Raw genomic sequence first — 25,100 nt, forward strand, 5'->3', positions numbered from 1 at the left:
TGATTAGCGAAGCGCAAAGAAAAGAAAATGCTACTGTTGTAGACAAATGTTAGAAAATCCTATTCCCTAACTTTTATCCACGTATCCCGTACTTTAAAAAAGATATATAAAATCAATAGATTATGTACAGAAAAAAGAAACATGGTACGCCCAAGGGGAATCGAACCCCTGTTTCCGCCGTGAAAGGGCGATGTCCTAACCGCTAGACGATGGGCGCAAACCAATGATGAGGCTTATAGAGAGGATCTTTTTACTTCGCAAGCCCTCTGTGTCATTTTTTTTGAAAAAAGTGTGTTTTATTGAATAATTTTTGAGCGCTTCCTGTTTAGATCATTTTATTTTCTAAGATTTTTTGTAGAAAAAATATAAAGTTATCATGATTGATAGAAAATTTTGATGTGGGTATCATCTCAGGGAATGATATTTTCAGTTTGAGGAGTAGGCAAAAATGATCAAAAACAGCATTTTTAATGTATTTATTTTTTGCATATTTTATCGCTTGTTATCTTTGCTCACCACATGAGAATATTATTTAACTTGCTTGAAAGAGCCTTTATACAGAAAGACTTCTCATTTGAGCTTATCATAAAGCAAAAACTGTATAATTTATGAAGTGGAAAGATAATATTTATTACCAAATTAACAAATAATACCAATTATACAAAAGTTTTTTTGAGGAGCAAGCCACAAATTCCTTTCAGTTTAACAAAATATAAAAAGATTCTTTATAATAAGAATATTAAGCAAATTTTACAGAATATATTAAAAATACTTTTCTTATCTTTACTTTTACAGGTTTGTAAGAAATTTAAAATTAAAACCCCTTCATTTGTTCCCTCACATATTGGGAAGGTTATTTATTTGGAAATGAATTAGTTTGGGTAAAGGGCAGATTGAGATTTTTGTCATTTCAATTCGCTAGTTTTTTAAAGAGGTGGCAATAAGTTGAGATAAAATATTCGAATTTTGCAAATTTATTTTCCATATTTATAATATTTTAGAATTATGGTGTGTGCATATTAAGTCTTGTGTTTTACTTTAATGTAAGGTTCTATTTTGATATATGAGTGCGTTAAGATTTTTGCATTAAAGATTTATAGTTTAAGCTATGGAATGGTAGGAAGGAATGTGTTATTATTGACTGAACTACTTTATTTTATCCATTCTCTTAATTTATCATATGAAAGAATGTTTTTTGTTCCATATTTGTCGATTTAGAAGAGATATTTTTATTCTTTCTTACTAAGTCTTCAATATTCTTTAACTTGTTATTGATTATTTTTTAGAACTTTTCTTTATGGCAACTTGCATTTATCAGTTTTACAGATTTTCATTCTGAATTAAATATTTTATAAGATTCTGAAATCTTTGAAGACAATAAATATTATATTTTTAGGAATGTTGATTGAATAAGCGGGGATAATTCTATTGGAGAAAATAAAGTGAATAGAGCGGGATATTTCTTTTGTTCTTATGGATATAGATATTCTTTGTGTTGATTGGCACATCATTTAAACGATTCTTCAATGAAGATAGGGATCAGTGGTTAGAATATGGCAGAAGCTTTAAAAGTTGGCGTTGCGGGACTTGGTACAGTTGGTACTTCAGTTGTTCGAACTCTATTTGAAAAAGCGAATAGTTTAGCTTGTCAATGTGGGCGATTCATCAAAGTTGTTGCTGTTAGTGCGCGTGATAAAGGTCGCAATCGTGGAATTGATCTTAGTGGTATAAAATGGTTTGATTCACCTGTGGAGTTGGCTGCTTCTGATGAGATTGATGTTTTTGTAGAGTTAATTGGTGGTGAATTGGATGTGGTGTATACCGCTGTTAAGAGAGCGCTTGAGGCGGGACATCATGTTGTAACAGCCAATAAAGCTCTTCTTGCTCAACATGGCGTAGAGCTGGCTATAATTGCAGAAAAAAAAGGTGTTTTTCTTCATTTTGAAGCAGCTGTTGCAGGGGGGATTCCTGTTATCAAAGCGATGAGAGAATCACTTGTTAGTAATCGCATATCGCGAATTTATGGTATTCTCAATGGAACCTGTAATTATATATTAACACGTATGTTTACGGAAGGTCTTTCATTTAAAGATTGTTTAGCAGATGCACAGAGACTTGGGTATGCTGAAGCAGATCCAAGTTTTGATATTGAGGGAAATGATACTGCTCATAAATTAGCTTTGTTGACAAGCTTGGCATTTGGAACTGCTGTTTCGTTAGATGATGTTTATGTTGAAGGAATTCATAATATTTCGCAAATTGATATTCGAGCAGCTGATGAATTGGGGTATCGGATTAAGCTTTTAGGGGTTGCATTAAAAACGGATTCTGGAATAGAGCAACGCGTTCATCCAACAATGGTACCAACATCCTCAATGATTGCACAGATAAATGGTGTAACCAATGCTCTTTCTATTCAAAGTGATTTATTAGGTGAATTACTGTTTTCTGGTCCTGGCGCCGGAGGAAAGGCAACAGCATCAGCCGTTATTGGTGATTTGGCTGATATAGCAAAAGCGCGTTCTGGTTTTCAGTATGCACCTGTTTTAAGACGTCCAGCATTAAAACTTGCTCCTCATAAAAAAGCACGTATTTCGCATCATGCAGGTGGTTATTTTATTCGTTTAAATGTTCATGATCGTACTGGTGTTTTTGCCGCGGTCGCAAGGCATATGGCTGATAATCACATCTCATTGGAGTCGATTGTTCAAAGATCTTTTGTAGAAGATCAAATTGAAAAAACAATTATTTTAATTACGCATGAAACAACAGAGGTGAATGTACGACAGGCACTTGCAGAAATTGAAAAAGATGGACGTCTTGTTGCAAAATCTCAATTTATTCGTATTGAACCTATGGCAAAGAATTGATAACTTTCTTGATAATAAAAAAGCACGATTGAGTTCTTTTATCTCTTGTGGAAAATTTTCATCTTTGCCAAAAAACTTTATTCTTAGTATTTAATAAGGACTCATATTTTTTCTGGTATTCATTCGGTAGGATTTTTTCATATGCCCATAACTCAGAAGATTTTAAATGGACTTGATCGTATTTTGACGCTTGAATTGGTACGTGTTACTGAACGTGCTGCTGTTGCTGCTGCACGCTGGCGCGGACGTGGCGATGAAAAGGCAGCGGATCAGGCTGCTGTAGATGCAATGCGGCAAGAACTTAATCGATTGCCTATTGATGGTACAGTGGTGATTGGTGAAGGTGAGCGGGATGAAGCGCCTATGCTTTATATTGGAGAAAAAGTAGGTCTTCAAAGTGGATTGGCGATCGATATTGCACTTGATCCACTAGAGGGTACAACACTTTGTGCTAAAAATATTGCCAATTCTTTGGCAGTAGTTGCAATTGCTGAAAAGGGTAATCTCCTTTATGCCCCTGATGTTTATATGAACAAAATTGCTATTGGTCCTGGTTATCCAAAGGGAGTAGTCGATATAGATGCTTGTCCTACCGATAATATACATGCTCTTGCGAAGGCTAAAGGAGTGACTGTTAATCAGATTGTTGTTTGTATTATGGATAGACCTCGTCATGAAAAATTGGTTAATGAAGTACGAGCGACAGGGGCGTCGATTCGCTTGATTGGGGATGGAGATGTGGCTGCTGTTATTGATACAACTGATCCAGAAGAAACAGGTATTGATATCTATATGGGGATTGGTGGAGCACCTGAAGGTGTCTTAGCTTCTGCTGCTTTGCGCTGCATTGGAGGACAGATGCAAGGTCGTTTGCTGCTTGATACAGAAGAGAAAATTGCTCGTGCAGCTAAAATGGGGATTAGTGATCCCAATAAGGTTTATACAATGGAAGAAATGGCAAAGGGTGATGTTTTGTTTTCAGCAACAGGGGTGACAGATGGCAATATGCTTTCTGGTGTTAAATTTACATCTCGTTACATTCAAACGGAAACTCTCGTAATGCGCTCCCATACGGGTACAGTCCGTAATATTAAAGCAAAGCATAGAAATCATTCGAAATTTGATTAATGCTTTCTTTTTTGTCACTAAAAATAGAGGGAGTTTTTCTAGGAAAAACGCTTCCATGAATCTACTTTCATGGAAGCGTTTATAGATATGAGAATACCTTAAATATTATGAGATCTGGACAGAATGTACCCAGCCATTTTTATCTTCTATGTTCCCTTTTTGAATGCCAACCAATTGTGTACGAAGCTGCTTTGTAACTTCTCCAACTGTTTCATTTCCAATAATAAATTCTCCCCCTTTATATCTAAAACGACCAATTGATGTGACAACGGCAGCTGTACCACAAGCAAAGGCTTCTTTAAGGTGTCCACTCTTTGCATCTTCTTGAAGCGCTGTAAAAGAATAAGGACGCTCTTCTATTTTTAATCCCATTTGTTGAGCTAACCTTAAGATTGAATCACGGGTTATCCCTGGAAGGATAGTTCCATTAAGTGGGGGGGTTACAAGTGTATTATTGTCCATAATAAAGCAGACATTCATACCACCAAGTTCTTCAATCCATTTATGTTCAATCATATCAAGGAAGAGTACTTGGCTACAATTATTTTCAGTTGCAGTTTTTTGTGCCAGTAAGCTTGCTGCATAGTTTCCACCACATTTGGCAGCCCCTGTTCCTCTTGGACCGGCACGACTATAATCTGTTTCAATCCAGACGCTGACAGATTTTTCTTCTCCTTTGAAATAGGATTCAACTGGAGAGGCTATGACACAAAAAAGATATTCTTGAGAAGGGCGGACTCCCAAAAAGTTTTCATTGCCAAACATAAATGGACGGATATAGAGGCTAGCGTTGGGCTGATCAGAAACCCATTTTTGATCAATCTTTACTAATTGATGAACGGCATCCAGAAAAATATCTTTTGGCAATTCTGGCATAGCTAAACGCCTCGCTGATTCTATAAAGCGTTGTGCATTGGCATCAGGACGGAAGAGCAAGATGCGTCCATCTTTTGCACGATATGCTTTTAAACCCTCAAAAATTTCCTGTCCGTAATGTAAAACGGTACTTGCAGGGTTAATTTCTAAAGCTTTGTATTGAGAAATGACGGCATTGTGCCAGCCTTTGTCTTCAGTCCATTGAATAGTACACATGTGGTCTGTAAAAAATTGACCAAAACCGGGACTTTTTAAAATTTCTTCATATTTTTCTTCTGACAGAGGAGATGGGTGTTTTTCTATTTTAAAGGGAAGCGATGATATGGGAGATTTCATAAAAAACCTTTTGAGTATGTTTCATTTTTATTAATAAAAATAATGAAATATTTTGATTATAACTCTATTATTAACAAAACCTTTGTGTCAATGTTTTATTATAGAATACAAAGGGGTTTATTATAGAATTCAAAGGCTAGAGTAGGGTAGATATTTTAATTCTATCCTCGCTTCTTTTTCTCAACTTTATGAAGTAAACTGGAACTTTTGTTTATAATTATCGTTTTCTCACAATAAGTATCTGAATAATTGCATATATGCATATTTTCTAGAAATTTAAAGGTAAGGGAATTGAGAAAAGGAATCCACTATGATTGATAAAAATTATCACACATATGAAGAACGTATGGCCGCAGAAAGAAGAGGTCATGAACAACCTGTTTCAATCGCTAAGGGTATTTTTGCTATTCTTCTTGCGATGGTTATTATCTGGTTTATTTTTGGTTTTTTAGGATCTTTTTTTGCAAAATCTCCTGAACATAGTTCGCGTTATAATACCCCAGAAACAAGCCAAAGTGTAACAACGCCCAAAAAAGATTTAAATTCGCTTCCTCCTGTACCTTATACCTATAAGGGTACGGAGTAATTTTTTCGTAAATATAATCTTTTAGATAGGGCGAAAATCGACGTAGATTAAGGAATAAAGTCAGCACAAAGACATAAAAAAGAGAGGAATGATTTTAATTTCTGAAGTTTTTGATAAGTAATTAAATGGTATGGAAATAAATAATGCAACGGTTGTTAAAACCGTTGCATTATTGGTTTAGCGTGTGATGAAGCAGCTTCCACCAGAACTTTTAATGGATTCACAAAGGATTATGGCTTCATTACGGTCTTGCGCTTGAATCCGAACACGGTAATAAGTACCTTTTCCTGGTATAAAAGCGGATTGAATATTTAAAGAACGGGCACCGATAAGGAATCCAAATTTAGATTTCATATTTTTTAAAGAATTTCTAGCGAGCTCATACGTTGGTTGAGATGCAAGTTGTACGTAATAACTTTCTGAATTTTGTGCTGCGACTCTGTTTGGTGATATGGGGCGAGACGCGGCTGGTGTTTCAACTTGTGTATTTCTTTCTGCATGGGAAGGGATAGGGATAAATTTTTCTTCAATATTTGAGCTAGAATTATTTTCTGCGATTATTTTATCAATATTATTTTTGAGATCATGATCTCTTTCTTGGTCGTTTATATCAGAATCATGCGACGAAACAAGGGACGAATCTTGAAGTTCATTAGAAGTTTGATCAATGCTTTCTTCAGATTGAGCAGCAGTTTTGCTGTTTGTTTGATGCGCGGAGGCTAGTGTAACTGTACCATCTTGATTGACAATAACAGTTTGTACTTCTCGCATTGGAATAGTATGATTTATGGCTTCTGTGACTGCATCTTCAACATCAGATTCATTTAAAGACGATGAGGAAACGCTTGAAGATTCTTCAGGGTTTAATTCTTTTAAATTTTCAGGTTGTTCAGAGTTATCAATAAGAAATTGTTGTGTATTTTCTTGTTTCTCATTTTGTTCAGTTGTTTGTTTATAAATATCTAAATTATGTGCAACATCATTTTTCGTTTCAGTTGTTTCTGGTTTGAATTTAAAAGGCGTATTATCAGCGTGGATAATGACCGTTTCTTCATTTTTTTGTGATGGCATAAAAAAATGAGAATAACCAGCAAACCCAAGTCCTATTAAAATAAGTATAAAAAAACCTTTAATGAAAGTTTTACCAAAAATAAAACTTTTTAAGGGAGGAGGAGCTGATGGAGGTGTGGGAACCTCATCTGAGTTTGTGTATGATGAATTCTCGCTAAAAGAGGGAAAATTATATTCCATATTGGCAGAAGAAAAATAGTCGGAATTTTGTTCTTTAGAGTTTATATAAACACCTTCTTTTGAATTTTGCATAGACTGATGAAAAACTTCACTAAAAACCTCGTTTTTCTGTTTTTTTTGAGAAAAATTATCCGTTGGGACATTCCCTACATTGAGTACATCAGCAAATTCTTCTTCTAAACCACCATTAGTTGGCACATCATATTCTGGCGCTTCATACGGGACTTCTGGAACCATAATAGGACCAGTTTTTTCTACGATTTCCTCTGAAAATTTATAAGTATCAACATTGGGAGGGGGAGTATCTCTGTGCGTATAGTTATGGGCAAAAAAGCCATCCGTTTGTTTTGTATTTAAAGAGGGGGATGAGGAAAGAAACTCATCTAAATTATTTTCATTATATGAAATTTCTCTATTTGGGTTAGAGGCACCTTCGGCGTTATTGATGTATTGGGCTCGAGCCTCATCATATATCGGAACTTTTTCGCCATAAGTTTCTTGTTGTGAGGGGGGGGCTGCAAAAAAATGGGGATAATTGGTTGTATGATCTTCTTGTGAAGCTCCCTTTAAATAAGATTGTCTATCAACTGGTGGAGAATCTAAAGGTGAGGAGAAGGTACTTGTTGTTTGATTTCTTGCAGTGTTTTGTCTTTCTGACACAAGATTAGAAGATGAAAAAAACTCATTTTCCTCTGTAGAAGAGGAGACATCAGGATAATCTTTTTTAATCCAATTTTCTTGATCAGCTGAAATTTTATAGGGATGGTTTATAGGAGTGTCATAGAGGTTTTGATTGTCCTCATAAGTTTTTTGTATATTCGTAGTCTCAGGTTGTTGTGAATTTATTTGTGAAAAACGATTGGTTTGTTCAACATCTTCTGGCGTCTCTCTCTTATTTTCGTGCCTTTCAGATTTATCAAAAAAGAAATTTTCTGATTCTGATTGTGACATAAGATTACTTTTTTCAAGAAAAGGATCAGCATTGGTTGCTGTTTTTTTCTGTTGATGTGATTGATTCTTTGGGATTGGTAATGGAGAAAGCTCATCTAAAATTTGTTCTTCATCATGACTGCTAGGTGAAGAATATTTCTCTTCAGATAAATTATTTTGTTTTGAATGGTTGAAAGAAGAAGATTGTGCAATATCTGAGGCTGTTGCGTTGCTGGTTGCATGCAAGTCCCATTGTTTTTTTTGATCATCAAACGGTAAGTCATGTGCTAAATTTTTTTCAAGTTCCTCTTCTAGAAAGGAGAAATCAAAATCATCATCATGGGATGATGTTTCGGGGTGAGATGTTGATCGTTCTGTTTTTAAAGACGATTGCTCATTTTGGTTTCCGCTTTGTTTGTGCGGATTAAAAATGCGCGTAAGCCTTTCTAAAGGATCATGGTGTTCATGATCGTGTTTTGTTTCGTGTAGATTTTTGCGATCGTTATCGCTCATAGCTTTTCTCACATGATGGTTTGCACTTACGTGCAATCAATGGTTGATTTTGATTTGTTATATTAAAATTATAAATTTTCCCCCTCTCATGCAAGGATACATGAAAAAGTTTATCAATAGAGTACCTATTGTATGTATTTATAGAACTTTTTCAACGCATTTCTATGGGTGCTTCGACTCCTATGATGGTAAGCCCTGATGATAAAATATTGATAACAGCTTGTATCAATCCTAATCTTGCAAAGGATAACTCTTTATCATCAGGTTGAATAAAGCGTAAATTGAGATTTTCACTCCCTTTATTCCAATGGGTGTGAAAGCTGGAGGCAAGGTCATAAAGGTAAAACGCTAATCGATGCGGTTCTTTATGAATTACGGCCTGTTCAATGATACGTGGATATTCAGAAAGTTTGCGTATTAACAATATTTCATGGTCATCTGTTAATCGATGAAGATGGGCAATCAATGTATTATTTGAAAAGCTTTTAATATGAAGCGCTTCTTGTGCTTGACGAAAGACTGAGTGACAACGTGCACTTGCATATTGTACGTAAAAGATGGGGTTATCTTTTGATTGTTCTGTTACTTTTGCAAAATCAAAATCAAGAGGTGCTTCACACTTACGGTATAGCATCATAAAACGCACAGGATCACGCCCAACCTCTTCGACAACATCCCGTAGAGTGACAAAAGATCCTGCTCTTTTTGACATGCGTACAGGATGACCGTTGCGAAAAAGTTTTACCAATTGACACAAGAAGACACTTAATTTAGCTTTATCCCCAGAAATTGCTTTTGCCATTGCCTCTAGTCGTTTTACATAGCCCGCATGGTCTGCGCCTAGAATATAAATCATTTCATCAAAATGACGATTAAATTTATCCCGAAAATAAGCAACATCAGCAGCAAAATAAGTGTAAGAACCGTCAGATTTGACTAAAACACGGTCTTGGTCATCACCGACATTTGTTGAACGGAACAAAGTTTGTTCGCTTGGTTCCCAGTCTTCTGTATTTTGTCCTTTGGGAGGGGGGAGTTTTCCTTTGTAGATATAACCATTTAAAGTGAGGTCGTTGATGGTGTTACGAATGGCGCGTGCATTATCTGCATAAAGCATTCGCTCAGAGAAAAAGATATCATGATAAATATTAAGAGCAGCCAAATCTTCGCGAATCATGGACATCATTGCATGAATTGCACGTTCTTTCACAAGAGATAAGGCTTCATCTTTATCCATCGTGAGGAGTTGGTCACCAAACTCTTGAGCAAGCGATTGACCCAATGGTATCAAGTATTCTCCAGGATAGAGTCCTTCTGGAATTTCATTAATTTCTTGCCCAAGAGCTTCACGATAGCGCAATAGTACCGAATGGGCGAGGACTTCGATTTGTTGACCCGCATCATTGATATAATACTCTTTTGTAATGTTATAGCCCGTAAATTGTAGCAAATTGGAGAGAACATCCCCAACAACTGCTCCGCGGCAGTGTCCTACATGCATTGGTCCAGTGGGATTTGCTGAGACATATTCAACATTGACGCATTTTCCTTGTCCCATTGGAATACGACCATAAGAAGTGCCTAATTCAAGCATAGATTTTATAGCATCTTGCCAAAATAATTTTGTAAGCTTTATGTTTATAAAACCAGGACCGGCAACATCTATATTTTCGATAGAGGAATCATTTTTAAGAAGTTCTATGATTTTATCTGCAAGTGCACGTGGATTGATTCCAATAGATTTTGCAAGCACCATAGCAGCATTGGTTGATAAATGACCGTGGGAGGAATCACGCGGAGGATCAACAGTGATTTTTGATAAATCTAGATCTTCTCCATTTTTTCCTTTTATATCAGATAATTCAATTGATCTCTTAATTTTTTTTTCGAAGTTTTTAAAGATATTCATATTTAGCTTCCATGATGATGCCAAAAGCCATTAAACGAAATTATCTGTATGGTCAAATAAACGCTGATATTCACGTAGAGCGTAGTGATCCGTCATGCCTGAAAGAAAGTCAGCAATCAAACGTGCTAACTCTTGATTTTTTAAGTGCACTGTTTTGCTCTGCCAACTTTCAGGCATTGTATTTGGATTTTCATAATAACAATTGAATAATTTTTGTACAATGCATTTTGCTGCATTGCGACGACTAAGAACTTGTTCATGGTAGTAAAGATTTTTAAATAAAAAGTTTTTTAGTTCTTTTTCATAAACGGTCATTGTCGGTGAAAAGGTGACAATGGTTTGTTTTGCTTGGTGAATATCGTTTATGCTTGTTGGTTTGATGCGTGCTAAATTTTCTTGTGATTGTTTGATAACATCTTCAACCATGGTTGTTATTTGTCTTCGTACAAGTGTGTAACCGCGACGCGCTTGGTCGAGGTGGGGATGCTCATCTGTTATATCTTTTAATATTGCTGCTGTTAGTGGAACATGTTCAAATTGATCGAGTGTTAAAAATTGCGAACGTAGACCATCATCAATATCATGCGCATTGTATGCGATATCATCTGCAATAGCAGCACATTGCGCTTCTAGCCCTGCAAAACAATCGAGTGCAAGGTCTTGCTTTGCATTGTATTGTAAAATATCGATAGGAACCTCCTTATTCTTTGCGTGAGGACCTAAAAGGGGACCATTATGCTTTACAAGTCCTTCGAGGGTTTCCCATGTAAGGTTAAGTCCATCAAAATTTGCATAGCGCTGTTCTAGTTTTGTTACAATGCGTAATGCTTGTGCATTATGATCAAAGCCGCCATAATGTACCATGGCTTCATTAAGAGCATCTTCTCCTGCATGGCCAAAGGGTGTGTGTCCAAAGTCGTGAACAAGGGCAATGGCTTCGGCAAGGTCTTCATCAAGACACAGGGCACGGGCTAATGTTCTTGCAATTTGAGAAACCTCTATGGAATGGGTTAGGCGAGTACGGTAATGATCGCTTTCATCAGCAATAAACACTTGCGTTTTATGTTTAAGACGTCGAAATGCATTAGAATGGATAATACGATCTCTATCTCGTTGAAAAGGTGAGCGTGTGGTGCTCATCGTTTCATGGTATAATCGACCACGGCTTGTTTGTGGATGAGCACTGTATACTGCTCGAGATTGGTAATTGAAGTTGATATTGCCTATATCCATTGCAAGCTGTCTATTATCATCTTAAAATTGAGAGTGGTTTATGAGAAATAAACTGCTCTTTGAGTGTAGGATACTCTTTCTTGATGGTTTAATGCAAGGATATATAAAATGAATGTGAAAATTTCAGATGTTGCTGCCAAAAAAATTGCACAGATACTTTTGCGTGAAACCGATAAAATAGCATTACGTATTTCTGTTGAAGGTGGTGGGTGTTCTGGTTTTTCTTATAAATATGACTTGGTTTCTGAAATGTGTGAAGATGACCTCGTTCTCAAAAAAGACGGGGCAGTTGTGTTTATTGATTTACTATCACTTCCTTTTATGGAAGGAGCTGAGATTGATTTTGTTGATGATCTTATGGGGCAGTCTTTTCAAATCCACAATCCCAATGCTGTTTCATCATGTGGTTGTGGTGTAAGTTTCTCAATTTAAAATGATGGCTGTGTGATATTGTTTCTTGAAAAAAAGATCATGTTGGTCAACAATGCAAAAATGGGTATTCTTATAAAAATAGTGCACCGATGTGTATGGTTGTGCGTGGCGCTTTCTTTATTGACTTGGAGCCACTGTGCTTTTTCTGAAGCAGGAGAAGGGCAAGATCAGCAGCAGAGACAATCAAGGAGTTTTATTGTAAAGACTCAAGAGCAGGAGAACGAAAACTTAGCATCTCAAACACAACTCATTTTGAATGCTCGATTAACAAATAGTCATCCGGATATTGAAAAAGGGCTTGTCTGGCGGGTTTATGCTCCTATTCTAGGGATTGATAATAAGTTACCATTAGTGGCAACCTATAAGGGGGGAAGTGCACGTTTTGATCTCGAACCAGGAAATTATCTTGTTCATGTCTCATTTGGTCATATGAGTGCTGTGCGCCATATTCGTTTAGAAAATGGGCAGAGTCTTGTAAAAAACTTTAATCTTGAGGCTGGTGGTGTCATTTTAAATGCAACACTGCTCAATGGCGTAATGAATGAAAAGGAACTCCGTTTTACCATTTATGAGGATGAAAAAGAAAATGATGATACGGGAGTAATTATATCAAATGTTAAACCCCAATCAGTTGTGCGTTTAAAAGCTGGCCGCTACCATGTTGCTTCCCATTATGGTTCTATTAATGCGACGGCTCGTTCGGATATTCAAGTGGATGCGGGTAAAATAACAGAAGTTACTCTTGAACATCAGGCCGCTCAGATTGTCTTAAAGTTGGTGCGACAAGAAGGAGGAGAAGCGCTTGCAGATACAAGTTGGTCTCTTGCCAATGATTCTGGTGATATCGTTTATGAAACAGTTGGTGCGTATGTTTCACTCGTGCTAGCGGAGGGAGAGTATATTGCAATTGCTAAAAATAAAGATAAAATCTATCAAAAAGTTTTTTCAGTCGTTTCTGGTCATGATGAAGATATAAGTGTGGTGGCGAATGAAGAAAATATGCAACAAATTGATGAAGATGTGGATTGATCGTTGTTCATGGGGGTAAACTATGATGAAAGACGGGGTATGAATTTTGATTGAAATTTCAACAGTTGGTGTGTTTTTTGCTGGGGCACTCTCTTTTTTGTCACCATGCGTTTTGCCATTAGTTCCTCCTTATTTGTGCTATATGGCAGGGGTTGGTATTGATGATTTTCGTTCAGAAAAGCCTGATGAGAAAGTCTTTATCCGGTGGGCTTTATTATCTTCTGTTATTGCTTTTGTTCTTGGGTTTACGACTGTTTTTGTTGCTTTAGGTGCCAGTGCTAGTACAATTGGGAAATTCATCGGTTATTATCGTGATTGGTTTGCTCTTGCTGCTGGAATTGTCATTATTATTTTTGGTTTAAATTTTTTGGGGATTTTCAAGATCGCTTTTTTATTTCGTGAGGCGCGTTTTCAGACCAAAAAAACACCTGCTGGTCCTTTAGGCGCGTATATTATCGGTTTAGCTTTTGCCTTTGGTTGGACACCGTGTATTGGCCCTATTTTAGGTCCTATTATAACGCTTGCTGGAACAAAAGAAACTGTGGGAGAGGGAGCTGTTCTCTTAGCGGTTTATGCATTAGGTCTTGCTATTCCTTTTATGTTAGCAGCTTTATTTTCGAGCAGTTTTATGCGATTTTTAGGAGCTTTTCGTATTCATTTAGGAAAAGTTGAAAAAATCATTGGTGTTTTTCTTATTCTTACAGGGATTTTGTTTTTAACAGGTTCTATGCAGGATCTTTCATTTTGGCTTTTAGAACATTATCCTTCGTTGAGTTATATTGAAGATATTCGTTGGCACAGTATTATGAATTTTTTTGGATTTTCTCGTTAGTCTTATGTGTTTTTATGGTTAGAAGTTGTCTTTCTATTGTTCTTGCCGCAGGTGAGGGGACGCGCATGAAATCGTCTCTGCCTAAGGTACTTCATAAAATTGCTGGATTGCCTCTTATATGCCATGTTCTAAAACAAATAGAATTGGCAGGCTCTTCACAATTAGCGGTTGTTGTGGGATATGGTGCTAAGGAGGTTATGCACGTTGTTCAGTCATTTGTAAAAGATGTAATGATTTTTGAACAAAAAGAGCGTTTAGGAACTGCCCATGCTGTTTTGTCTGCTCGTTTAGCTTTGCAAAAGGAGGTGGATGATGTGCTCATTGTTTTTGGGGATACTCCTCTCATTCAGCAAGATTCATTGCACCAAATGCGTGCACAGCTTGCTGATGGAGCAGATGTTGTTTTTGCAGGTTTTCATACCAAACATCCAACAGGTTATGGGCGTCTTCTCGAGAAAAATGGTCAATTGATTGCAATTGTAGAAGAAAAAGACGCTAGCGATGAAGAAAAAAAGATTTCTTTTTGTAACGGTGGAATACTCGCTATGCGTGGAAAACATGCACTTTCTCTTTTAGAGAAAGTTGGTAATAATAATGTGAAAAAAGAATATTACTTAACAGATATTGCTTCTCTTGCAACACGCGAAGGATTAGATGTGCGTGTTGTTGAAGTTCCTTTTGAAGATATTGTAGGAATTAACAACGGTTTTGAGCTTTCTGAGGCTGATTCTTTGTGGCAAAAACGTAAAGCGCGCGATTTAATGTTATCGGGTGTTACACTCTTAAAGCCAGAAACACTCTATTTTTCTTATGATACAGAAATTGCACCAGGGGTGGTGATAGAACCAAATGTTTATTTTGGGTTAAACGTAAAAGTACAATCTGGTGCGGTTATTCATGCATTTAGTTATCTCGAAGGTGCTGTGGTTGGTAGAGATGCACAGATTGGTCCCTATGCACGTTTGCGTCCTGGAACAGAGTTGGCTAAGTCCGTAAAGATTGGAAATTTTTGTGAAGTCAAACAAGCTAAGGTAGGAGAATCTTCTAAAATCAATCATTTAAGTTATATTGGTGATGCCGAAATTGGTGCACATACCAATATTGGAGCCGGTACGATTACTTGCAATTATGATGGATTTAACAAATATAAAACCATGATTGGTGATCATGCTTTTGTTGGGTCTAATACGGCACTTGTTTCCCCATTGGTAATAGGGGATGGCTCTTATGTTGCTTCAGGAAGTGTTATTACTGAAAATATTCCTATGAACAGTATGGCTTTTGGGCGTGCACGACAGGTTATAAAAGAGGGCTATGCGACAAAATTTCGAGAGCGTTTGTTAGAAAACAAACAGAAAAAATGATTATTTTCAGCTTATTCTTTTGTTTCGTGTTAATCTAACGATGGATGGAAGATTTATTCTTAAAGATTGCCGTATTCCATGTTTGAATTATTTTTATTATTTATAGTTTTAAATAAAGGCTGTTGGATTGTTTTGTAAAATTTGAATCTTAAGATGTGGGTTGGAGCTTTTTAATGTGTGGAATTATTGGAGTTCTTGGAAAGAGGTGTGTTACGTCCTCTTTGGTTGAGGGGTTAAAACGTCTTGAATATAGAGGGTATGATTCATCTGGGGTGGCAACGGTCCATAATGGGCATCTTTATCGTGTACGTGCTGAGGGGAAGCTTGTTCATTTAGAAGAAAAATTAAAAAAAACACCTCTGGAGGGAAGTTTAGGGATTGGTCATACCCGTTGGGCTACGCATGGAATTGCTGTTGAACGCAATGCGCATCCCCATGTGACTGAAAAGCTTGCGATTGTTCATAATGGTATTATTGAAAATTTTGTAGAACTGCAAAAGGAACTCATAGAGGATGGTTGTATCTTTGAAACAGAGACGGATACGGAAGTTATTGCACATTTAATAACGCGTGCATTAAAAGATGGTCTTTCTCCGCAAGAAGCCATACGTACCAGTTGGAAAAGGCTGCAGGGGGCTTTTGCTATTGCTCTTATTTTCGAAGGTGAAGATAACCTTATGATTGCGGCTTGTTCTGGTCCACCTCTGGCAATTGGTTATGGAAAAGATGAATTTTTTGTGGGGTCAGATGCGATTGCTTTGGCACCATTCGTTGATTATATTAGCTATATGAAAGATGGGGATTGGGCTGTTCTCACACGGGAAGGTGTTACAATTTATGATGCTAACAACCAACCGGTAAAACGTCCTGTGACGACATTACTCGAAGGGGCTTTATTGATTTCTAAGGGTAATCATCGTCATTTTATGCACAAGGAAATGTTTGAACAACCTGAAGTGATTTCTCATAATTTGGCGCATTATCTTGACCTTGGAAATTATGCGGTTCGACCGCTTGAGAATTTGATTGATTGGAAAAATATTCATCGGCTTCTTTTTGCGAGTTGTGGAACGGCATATTATTCAACCTTAGTTGCGCGCTATTGGTTTGAGAAATTTGCCGCTTTAAGTGTTGATAATGATGTTGCTTCCGAGTTTCGTTATCGTGAACCTCCTATAACGTCTGATGTGTTATCGCTGTTTGTTTCTCAATCTGGTGAGACAGCTGATACATTGGCTTCTTTGCGTTATTGTCGTGAGCGGGGTGTAAAAACAGCAACAATTGTGAATGTAGAGCAATCAACAATGGCAAGGGAGGCTGATTTTATTCTCCCAACACTTGCCGGACCGGAAATAGGTGTTGCTTCAACAAAAGCTTTTACCTGTCAATTGGCAACGCTTGCTTCACTCGCTCTTAGTGCGGCTAAACAACGTGGCTATCTTTCGGCTCAAATAGAAAAGCAACTGGTTCAACAGTTGGCAGAAGTTCCACGTATTTTAAATGAGGTCTTAAAATTAGAGAGAAAAATTGAATGTATTTGTCGTGATTTGGTGAATGCAAAAAGTGTTCTTTATCTGGGACGTGGAACTTCTTATCCGATTGCTTTGGAGGGAGCTCTTAAACTGAAAGAGCTTTCTTATATTCATGCTGAAGGTTATGCGGCAGGTGAATTAAAGCATGGACCAATTGCTCTGGTGGATGAGACAATACCCGTTATTGTTGTTGCACCTTATGATCGGTGGTTTGAAAAAACTTTTTCTAATATGCAAGAAGTGGTAGCGCGTAATGGTCGTATTATTTTAATAACCGATAAAAAGGGAGCAGAAGTAGCTTGTCTTAAGACTTTATCAACGATCACTTTGCCAGATGTTCCAGAATTTATTTCTCCTATTATTTATGCACTCCCTGTTCAGTTAATCGCTTATCATACGGCTGTTTTATTAGGAACAGATGTTGATCAACCCCGTAATTTAGCAAAATCAGTCACGGTTGAATAAAAGTATATTTCTGAATCTTTTGGAGAATAATCAAGTGTAAGAAATTGATTTATAATGAAACTTATTTTTTCATTTTTCTCTGTTGAACGAGAATACTGAAGAAAGGTTTTTTATTCCTAAATCCTTTACGATAAAACGAAAAATATTTTCTTACCTATCAAAAAATAGATCAGTTATGTGAATATAATGGTAAAAAAAGACGCAATATTGCTTCTACTGTTTTAATGCAGTTGATTTGTTATTCGTTCATGAAGCATAAAGATGGTAAGAGACTGCGTAGATCATTTATGGGTAATTCTAAGAGAAAATCATATTTGAACAGAGAGGTATTTAAGTTTTTTATTAGAGGGTTTTTGTTATCCTGCTCGTAAGAGGCGTGCAGCATCGTTGTGTCCGAAAAGATAAAGGAGCAACCGTAAAGCTTGTCCTTGCTCAGAAGAAAGATGAGGATCGCGTTGTAAAAATAAACGAGCATCTTTTCTTGCCATTGACAAAAGATCGCTATGAACTGCAAGGTTTGCTATATGAAATTCAGGGACTCCAGATTGTTTTGTACCTAAAAGCTCTCCTTCGCCTCGTAGGCGCCAATCTTCTTCAGCAATTTCAAAACCATCTTCTGTATTGCGGATAATATTAAGGCGTGTTGCTGCTGTTTTAGTCAGTGGATCTTTATAGAGCAAAATGCAGGAAGATTTTTTATCGCCTCGTCCTACACGTCCACGTAATTGGTGCAATTGTGAAAGGCCAAAATGTTCCGCGTGTTCGATGATAATGATCGAAGCATCTGGAATATCTACTCCCACTTCAATGACGGTGGTTGCAACTAAAATACGTGTATTTCCACATTTAAAAGATGCCATAGCGGCTTCTTTTTCTGCTGTAGACATTTTTCCATGGATCATACCAACGTGTGCTCCAAAGCGCTCATGGAGAAATGCAAAGCGGTTTTCAATTGAAGTGAGATCAAGAGCTGTCGATTCCTCTACTAAAGGACAAATCCAATAGAGCTTTTCTCCTTTTTCTAATGCAATTGCGATTCTCGCTATAAGCTCATGAAGACGTTTCAAAGAAAGCGTTGCTGTTGTAATGGGTTGTCGTCCCATTGGTTTTTCGGTAATTTTAGAGACATCCATATCACCAAAAGCTGTTAAGACAAGTGTGCGCGGAATGGGCGTGGCGGTCATAACCAGCATATCAGCTTTATTGCCTTTTTCTGTAAGAGCGATACGTTGATGAACACCAAAACGGTGTTGTTCATCGATAATGGTTAAAGCGAGATTATTATAAGTAACGCTGTTTTGTATGAGAGCATGGGTTCCGATGACAATAGAAACTTGACCTGACAGAATATCATTTAAGATATTTGTCCGCAATTTTCCTTTTTCTCGTCCTGTTAAAAGCGTTGTTTGTAATCCGATTTTTTCGGCAAGAGGGGCAATAGTAGCAAAATGTTGCCTGGCAAGCACTTCGGTTGGTGCCATTAAAGCTGATTGTCCTGAATTTTCAGCAATTTGTGCCATTGCCATTAATGCAACGACAGTTTTTCCTGCGCCTACATCACCTTGGAGTAGTCTTAGCATCGGTTCTGGTGAAGCAAGATCATTTGCGATATCTTCTACTGCTTTTTTTTGTCCGGTTGTGAGTTGAAAGGGGAGGATATTGAGCAATTTGTTAGTATAAATTCCTGTTGCTGGTCGAGAAGTGCCAACAAGAGATTTAGTTTTCAAACGCACGAGTCCTAGCGCCAATTGACAAGCGAGCAATTCATCATAGGCAAGGCGCTTACGTGCTGTACTTTCTAAGGATAGATCATCGGGGTTAATGGGCGCATGGATACGGCGTAAAGCAACAGAAAAAGAAGGAAAATTTTGCTGCTTTTTTATATTTTCGTCTATCCATTCTGGTAGAAGAGGAATAAAATCAAGAGTGTTTTGTATGGCGCGTCTTAGTGTCTTTGCAGTTAGTCCTGCAGTAGAGGGATAGACAGGTTCGATGAGAGGTATCTGATTTGATTGTTCGCTTGGGGCAATATAGTCTGGATGCGCCATTGAAAGCTGTCCATTAAACCATTCAACTTTTCCTGATATAATGACTTTTTTTCCTTCGGGGAGTTGTTTTTTTAGCCAAAGAGGTTGAGCATGAAAAAAGACTAAATTTATTTTTCCTGTGTGATCATGCGCAATAACACGATAGGGAATTCGGTTGTGACCACGGGGTGGTGGTTGATGTTGATCAATAATAATTTCGAGCGTAACAGTCTCTCCTTCTTTTGCACAAGCAATGTTGGGACGCATTCTGCGGTCTATAACGGAATGGGGCATTAATTGAAGAAGGTCAATAAGGGTTGCTTCGCGTTGTGTGGGATTAACATCTAAGAGTTTGGTCAATAAACCATAGACTTTAGGTGTAATACCAGAAAGAGTTCGGATAGAATTAAAAAGTGGGGTAAGAAGACTTGGAGGCATGAGCAAATTTAACCTGCCCTTTTTGTTTTTTCTAGACCTTTAGAAGAGCTTTTTGGGGATAAAGTCATAAAGACAAGGTTGCTTTATTTACACATTGAACTTTAGGAAGAGAAATTAATATTTAAAGAAAAATACAATTAAATGGTCAAAAATTAAAGTACTTAGATGAGGTATATTGTTTTTCTTTTTATTTTAGGTGTTTATTTGCTGTGAATAGAAGCATTTTCTTGATAGAACTCTCTTATAAATATTAATAAAATTGGGATATTGCTCCTATGTAGGATGATGAATTTATAGCTTTAAAGTTTGATGATGAACAGAAGTTTTTTCTTTTATAAGGGGTGCTGTTTAGCATTTATTTTGTAGTGGGAAATTGTGAGAGTGGTAAAAAATAAAATGCAAATGCAAGAGAACAAAAATTCTCTTCCTCGCTTTATTCATTTGAGAGTGCATTCAGCTTATTCCTTGCTCGAAGGGGCTTTAAAAATCCCCCAAATTATTCAACAGACGATTTCAGATCATGCACCAGCGGTTGCTATTACCGATACCAATAATTTATTTGGTGCTTTGGAATTTTCACAGCATTGTCTTTCTCATGGGGTCCAACCTATTATTGGTTGTCAGCTTACTGTTGATTTTTGTGATGAAAATGATCATTCACGTTTGGCTAAATGGCGTAATCCTTCTGATTTTTGCTCTATTGTTCTTTTGGCTGCTAGCGAAACCGGTTATGCTCATTTGGTTCGTCTTGTGAGCCGTGCTTATCTTGATAAGTGTGATACTGATCCTCCTCATATTAAAGCTGATTGGTTGTCAGAACACAGTGAAGGCATAATCGCTTTAACGGGTGGAAAGGGAGGACCTATTAATCTTTCTTTGGCAGAAGAGAAAAAAGAACATGCTGTTGAGCGCTTAATTTATTTGAAAAAATCTTTTGCTGATCGTCTTTATGTGGAGTTACAACGGCATGGCTCTTATGACCGGAGAGTAGAAGCTGATCTTATTGAATTGGCTTATGCGCATGAAATTCCTCTTGTAGCAACGAATGAAGCTTTTTTTCTGCAAAGAGAAGGGTATGAAGCGCATGATGCGCTGATGGCTGTTTCAGAAGGACAAATTGTCTCTAATCCAGATCGCAAACGTGTGACACCAGATCATTATTTGAAGTCACAAGATGAAATGGTTACACTGTTTTCTGATCTTCCAGAAGCTTTGGAAAATAGTGTTGAAATTGCATTGCGTTGTCATATTGCCTCGCCTCTTCGAAAACCGATATTGCCTCGTTTTATAGAACAATCTGTTAATTCAGAAACTACTTTAGAAATAGAAGATAGTGAGTTATTAAATCAGGCTAAAGATGGTTTGAAGATTCGGCTTGAAACAATAGGGTTGGCTGAAGGGTATACGATTGCAGATTATGAACAGCGGCTTGATTATGAAATTTCAGTTATTACGCGTATGCAATTTTCTGGATATTTTCTTATCGTTTCAGATTTCATAAAATGGGCAAAGGTTCATGACATTCCCGTTGGACCAGGCCGGGGTTCTGGTGCTGGTTCACTTGTTGCTTATGCATTGACGATTACTGATGTGGATCCCTTGCGGTTTTCTCTTCTCTTTGAACGTTTTCTGAATCCAGATCGTGTTTCGATGCCAGATTTTGATATCGACTTTTGTCAAGAGCGGCGCGAAGAAGTTATTCAATATGTTCAAAAAAAATATGGACGTGATCAAGTTGCTCAAATTATTACTTTTGGTAAGTTACAGGCACGTGCAGTTTTGCGTGATGTGGGGCGTGTTTTAGAAGTTCCTTATCGTCAGGTGGATTATCTTACAAAATTAATTCCTGCCACCCCAGGAAGTCAGGTAGAATTAGCAGATGCTATTAAGGATGAACCTAAATTTGAAGAAGAAAAGAAAAAAGATCCCGTTGTTGGACGCGCATTAGATATAGCGCTTCAGTTGGAGGGACTTTATCGTCATGCTTCAACTCATGCTGCTGGGATTGTTATCGGAGATCGTCCACTTTGGGAGCTTGTCCCGATGTATCGTGATCCTCGTTCTGATATGCCTGTTACACAATTTAACATGAAATATGTTGAACAAGCGGGGCTGGTAAAATTTGATTTTCTTGGATTAAAAACGCTTACTGTTTTGAAAATGGCAGTCGATTTTGTTGCCAGAAAGGGGATTAAAATAGATTTATCAAATATTCCTCTGAATGATGAAGCAACCTACGCTATGATGGCACGTGGTGAAACGGTTGGCGTGTTTCAGGTGGAAAGTTCTGGTATGCGCAAGGCGTTGATTGGAATGAAGCCAGACCGTATTGAAGATATTATTGCGCTGGTTGCACTTTATCGTCCAGGTCCAATGGAGAATATTCCAACCTATAATGCACGCAAACATGGGGAAGAGGAAATTGCTTCTATTCATCCTAAGATAGATCATCTGATCAAAGAAACACAAGGTGTTATTGTCTATCAAGAACAGGTGATGCAGATTGCTCAGGTTCTTGCTGGCTATTCGCTTGGAGAAGCTGATTTACTACGTCGTGCTATGGGGAAAAAAATTCATGCTGAAATGCAAAAACAGCGTACGCGTTTTGTCAATGGAGCTGTTGCAGGTGGCGTGGATAAAGATCAAGCTGATATTATCTTTGATCTTTTAGCAAAATTTGCCGATTATGGTTTTAATAAATCGCACGCTGCTGCTTATGCAATTGTTTCTTACCAAACGGCTTATATGAAAGCAAACTATCCCGTTGAGTTTTTAGCTGCTTCAATGACATATGATATGACGAATACAGATAAGCTCAATGATTTTCGGCGTGAAGCATTAAGGTTGGGTATTGAAGTTATTGCACCTTCTATACAAACATCTCATCGTGTTTTTGAGGTTGGTGATAATTGTATTTATTATTCTCTTGCTGCCATTAAAGGTGTGGGAGAAACTGTTGTAGATCATATTGTTTCTTGTCGTGGGAGTAAGATTTTTAAGGATTTGGAAGATTTTTGTGCGCGTGTTGATCCTCGTATTGTTAATAAGCGTGCGATGGAAAGTTTAGTTTGTGCTGGTGCTTTTGATTGTTTTAACATTGCACGTGAGGTTTTATTAGCCAATCTTGGAACCCTTCATGCGCGTGCACTTCGTATTCTCGATGACAATTCTAGCGGGCAGGTTGATATATTTGGAATGGCAGGCGGATTAAAAGAACCATTGATTTTATCGCAAACAACCCCTTGGTTGCCGGCTGAGAAACTTTATCGAGAATTTCAAGCTATAGGTTTTTACTTTTCTGCGCATCCTTTGGAGGAGTATCAAGCTATTCTGAACAAAAAACGCATTCAGACTTGGGGTAATTTTGCCAATGCCGTTAAAGGGGGAGCAACGGCTGCACGGCTTGCTGGAACTGTTGTGGCAAAAAACGTGCGCAAAACAAAATCTGGTAAAAAAATGGGAATTATTCATTTTTCTGATACAAGTGGACAATATGAAGCAGTTCTCTTTTCTGAGGCACTCTCGGATTATGAAGAGATGCTAGAACCCGGAAAATCTTTTATTATTACGGTGAGCGCAGAAAATCGTTCTGAAGGAGTTAGTTTGCGAATTGAAACAATTCAGTCTTTGGAAAATGAATCATTACAACAGCATAAAATGATGCGTCTCTTTATAAAAACAGTTGATATGCTTCCACAAATTGAACAAAATTTAAATCTTGGGGGGAATGGAGAGGTTGGGCTTATTTTAATTCAAGAGGATGGATTGCGAGAAGTCGAAATTGCGCTTCCTAAGCGATATAAGGTAAATTCACATGTCGCAAATGCTATGAAATTAATTCAGGGTGTTGTTGATGTAGAATTGAGTTAAAGAAAGATTAAAGATGGGAGCTGATTTTGAGTGGTGTTTTTGCTTTTAGGAGAGCTAAAAATGGAGCTTTTAAAATCGGATTGTAGGTTTCGAAAAATATTGCTTTTATTAGAGTAAATTATGATATTTTTTAGTGTCATAAAATTAAAAAAATCTCGTTCTTTCGTAATATTCAAAGTGCCGGAAGAATTTTATAAGTTTTTATCATTATTTTTTATAGAATTCATCGCATCATACATGTAAAGCCAATTGAGATCTGACATAATGCTCTCTGGTGTACGAATTTTCATCATGAGATTGCGTGCAATTGCTATGGGACCGGTTGCGTGATAGGCTAATCTATTGAAATCTCCGCGTTTTTTTACTGCTACAATACGCGGGGTGCGTGTTGTTTCGTAAAGCGAAAGTGCTTTCGTTAATGAAAAATCTTTCAATGAAAGTGCTTTTGCTAATGTGGCGGCATCTTCGATTGCCATAGCGGCACCTTGTGCTGCAAAAGGTAAGGCAGCATGTGCGCAATCGCCAACAAATACTTGTCTCTCTAAACCGATAAAACGATTTTGTTTCATTTGAAAAAGTGGCCAATAACTCCATTCATCAATATGATCGAAGATTTGTAAGATTTTTGAATTCCAATCTTTAAAAAGAGATTTGAGTTTTTCTTTATCTCCTTTATGAGCCCATCCTTCTTTTGAACTTTCTCCATGCGTAATGGCGACAAAATTAAAATTTTTTTCTGACGATTGAATGGGGTAGACAACAAGATGATTTTTTGGTCCCATCCAAGCCGTAATTGTCTTCATATTTTGCAATGAAGAACGAAAGTTTTGAGGAAGATTATCAGATGTTGTTGTTGCACGCCAAGCAATAAAGCCACTAAAATTTGCTTTTTCATGAAAAGGAGATTGTTGCCGTAATGTTGACCAAACGCCATCACATCCGATCAAGAGGGGCGTTGAATAAAGCTGTTCTGTTGCCGTATCTGTTTTTATTGTCGTGATTTTAATGTTGGTTGCCGATTGGGTAGAAGATACAATCGTTTCGCCTGCTTTGTATTTGATCAAAGGATTTTCAATCACTGCATTATATAAAATTTTTTGTAAAGCCGCGCGGTGAATCGTCATATAAGGGGCTTTCCAATATTTTTCTGTTAGATTAATAAGATGAGCCCGTAGATGTATTTTTAAAGATAATCCATCTTTTAACTCAAGAAAATATGGGATTGTCGCGACTTCAGTGAGTTTGTTAAGAAGTTTCCAGCGAGCAAGAATAGATGTTGCATTTGGTGTCAGTTGAATACCAGCGCCTATCGTTTCAAGTTGCTTACACTTTTCGATAATGGTGCTTGCAATTCCTTTATGAGCGAGTGCTAAAGCAGTGCTTAAACCAGCAATTCCTCCTCCAACGATGATGGGTGATTGTTCCACAAATGATTTCATATTAAACAAGCAGAATTAAAAGAGGGGTTATTAAGAAAGC

Annotated in this window: 15 protein-coding genes and 1 tRNA gene; 9 read left to right on the forward strand and 7 right to left on the reverse strand. The window is 37.3% G+C overall.

Annotated features, from left to right (window positions below; all coding sequences use genetic code 11):
- Positions 1–142 precede the first annotated feature (142 nt).
- Positions 143–217, reverse strand: a tRNA-Glu gene (locus ACFIMP_RS02445).
- 1,336 nt (positions 218–1,553) lie between these two features.
- Here ACFIMP_RS02445 and ACFIMP_RS02450 point away from each other — a divergent pair.
- Positions 1,554–2,870, forward strand: coding sequence for a homoserine dehydrogenase (locus ACFIMP_RS02450; protein WP_375685959.1), 1,317 nt, complete (start codon positions 1,554–1,556; stop codon positions 2,868–2,870).
- A 141-nt stretch (positions 2,871–3,011) separates the two neighbouring features.
- The gene (gene glpX, locus ACFIMP_RS02455) at positions 3,012–3,998 is read left to right on the forward strand and encodes a class II fructose-bisphosphatase (RefSeq protein ID WP_375613101.1); all 987 of its coding nucleotides are present in this window, start codon (positions 3,012–3,014) and stop codon (positions 3,996–3,998) included.
- A gap of 105 nt (positions 3,999–4,103) precedes the next feature.
- Here glpX and ACFIMP_RS02460 read toward each other — a convergent pair whose 3' ends face one another.
- Complete coding sequence (locus tag ACFIMP_RS02460) at positions 4,104–5,210, reverse strand: branched-chain amino acid aminotransferase (protein WP_375685960.1); 1,107 nt, start codon at positions 5,208–5,210, stop codon at positions 4,104–4,106.
- A gap of 310 nt (positions 5,211–5,520) precedes the next feature.
- Between ACFIMP_RS02460 and ACFIMP_RS02465 the strand changes: the two genes are divergently transcribed.
- A complete protein-coding gene (locus ACFIMP_RS02465) occupies positions 5,521–5,796 on the forward strand; it encodes a hypothetical protein (protein WP_375627800.1) in 276 nt (91 codons plus the stop codon).
- Between the two features lie 177 nt (positions 5,797–5,973).
- Here ACFIMP_RS02465 and ACFIMP_RS02470 read toward each other — a convergent pair whose 3' ends face one another.
- From ACFIMP_RS02470 to ACFIMP_RS02480, 3 genes are all read right to left on the reverse strand, one after another.
- Complete coding sequence (locus tag ACFIMP_RS02470) at positions 5,974–8,490, reverse strand: SPOR domain-containing protein (RefSeq protein ID WP_375685961.1); 2,517 nt, start codon at positions 8,488–8,490, stop codon at positions 5,974–5,976.
- A 151-nt stretch (positions 8,491–8,641) separates the two neighbouring features.
- On the reverse strand, positions 8,642–10,399 hold the full coding sequence (gene argS / locus ACFIMP_RS02475; RefSeq protein ID WP_375627798.1) for an arginine--tRNA ligase: 1,758 nt from the start codon (positions 10,397–10,399) through the stop codon (positions 8,642–8,644).
- A gap of 30 nt (positions 10,400–10,429) precedes the next feature.
- Positions 10,430–11,632, reverse strand: coding sequence for a deoxyguanosinetriphosphate triphosphohydrolase (locus ACFIMP_RS02480; protein WP_375627797.1), 1,203 nt, complete (start codon positions 11,630–11,632; stop codon positions 10,430–10,432).
- A gap of 108 nt (positions 11,633–11,740) precedes the next feature.
- Between ACFIMP_RS02480 and ACFIMP_RS02485 the strand changes: the two genes are divergently transcribed.
- The 5 genes from ACFIMP_RS02485 to glmS all read left to right on the forward strand — a co-directional run bounded on the left by ACFIMP_RS02485 (position 11,741) and on the right by glmS (position 17,286).
- Positions 11,741–12,064 carry a HesB/IscA family protein gene (locus tag ACFIMP_RS02485; RefSeq protein ID WP_375613096.1) on the forward strand — a complete coding sequence of 108 codons (324 nt, stop codon included), beginning with the start codon at positions 11,741–11,743 and terminating at the stop codon, positions 12,062–12,064.
- A 12-nt stretch (positions 12,065–12,076) separates the two neighbouring features.
- The gene (locus ACFIMP_RS02490) at positions 12,077–13,093 is read left to right on the forward strand and encodes an RgsD C-terminal domain-containing protein (protein WP_524535888.1); all 1,017 of its coding nucleotides are present in this window, start codon (positions 12,077–12,079) and stop codon (positions 13,091–13,093) included.
- Between the two features lie 43 nt (positions 13,094–13,136).
- Positions 13,137–13,925 (forward strand): cytochrome c biogenesis CcdA family protein, encoded by a 789-nt coding sequence (locus ACFIMP_RS02495; protein WP_375610470.1) that lies wholly within the window; start codon positions 13,137–13,139, stop codon positions 13,923–13,925.
- Positions 13,926–13,939: 14 nt separating this feature from the next.
- On the forward strand, positions 13,940–15,289 hold the full coding sequence (gene glmU / locus ACFIMP_RS02500; protein WP_375610449.1) for a bifunctional UDP-N-acetylglucosamine diphosphorylase/glucosamine-1-phosphate N-acetyltransferase GlmU: 1,350 nt from the start codon (positions 13,940–13,942) through the stop codon (positions 15,287–15,289).
- 173 nt (positions 15,290–15,462) lie between these two features.
- Positions 15,463–17,286, forward strand: a complete 1,824-nt coding sequence (glmS, locus tag ACFIMP_RS02505; protein ID WP_375613095.1) for a glutamine--fructose-6-phosphate transaminase (isomerizing) — start codon at positions 15,463–15,465, stop codon at positions 17,284–17,286.
- Between the two features lie 356 nt (positions 17,287–17,642).
- Here the strand turns inward: glmS and recG are convergent, their stop codons facing one another.
- Positions 17,643–19,751: an ATP-dependent DNA helicase RecG gene (gene recG / locus ACFIMP_RS02510; protein ID WP_375685962.1), complete on the reverse strand. Its 2,109-nt coding sequence runs from the start codon at positions 19,749–19,751 to the stop codon at positions 17,643–17,645.
- A 402-nt stretch (positions 19,752–20,153) separates the two neighbouring features.
- Here recG and dnaE point away from each other — a divergent pair, with 402 nt between their 5' ends.
- Positions 20,154–23,621: a DNA polymerase III subunit alpha gene (gene dnaE, locus ACFIMP_RS02515; protein ID WP_375668388.1), complete on the forward strand. Its 3,468-nt coding sequence runs from the start codon at positions 20,154–20,156 to the stop codon at positions 23,619–23,621.
- Between the two features lie 191 nt (positions 23,622–23,812).
- Here dnaE and ACFIMP_RS02520 read toward each other — a convergent pair whose 3' ends face one another.
- Complete coding sequence (locus ACFIMP_RS02520) at positions 23,813–25,060, reverse strand: FAD-binding protein (protein ID WP_375685963.1); 1,248 nt, start codon at positions 25,058–25,060, stop codon at positions 23,813–23,815.
- Positions 25,061–25,100: the final 40 nt, after the last annotated feature.

The organism is Bartonella sp. AP65SXKL (genome assembly GCF_042195725.1).
GTDB lineage: Bacteria > Pseudomonadota > Alphaproteobacteria > Rhizobiales > Rhizobiaceae > Bartonella.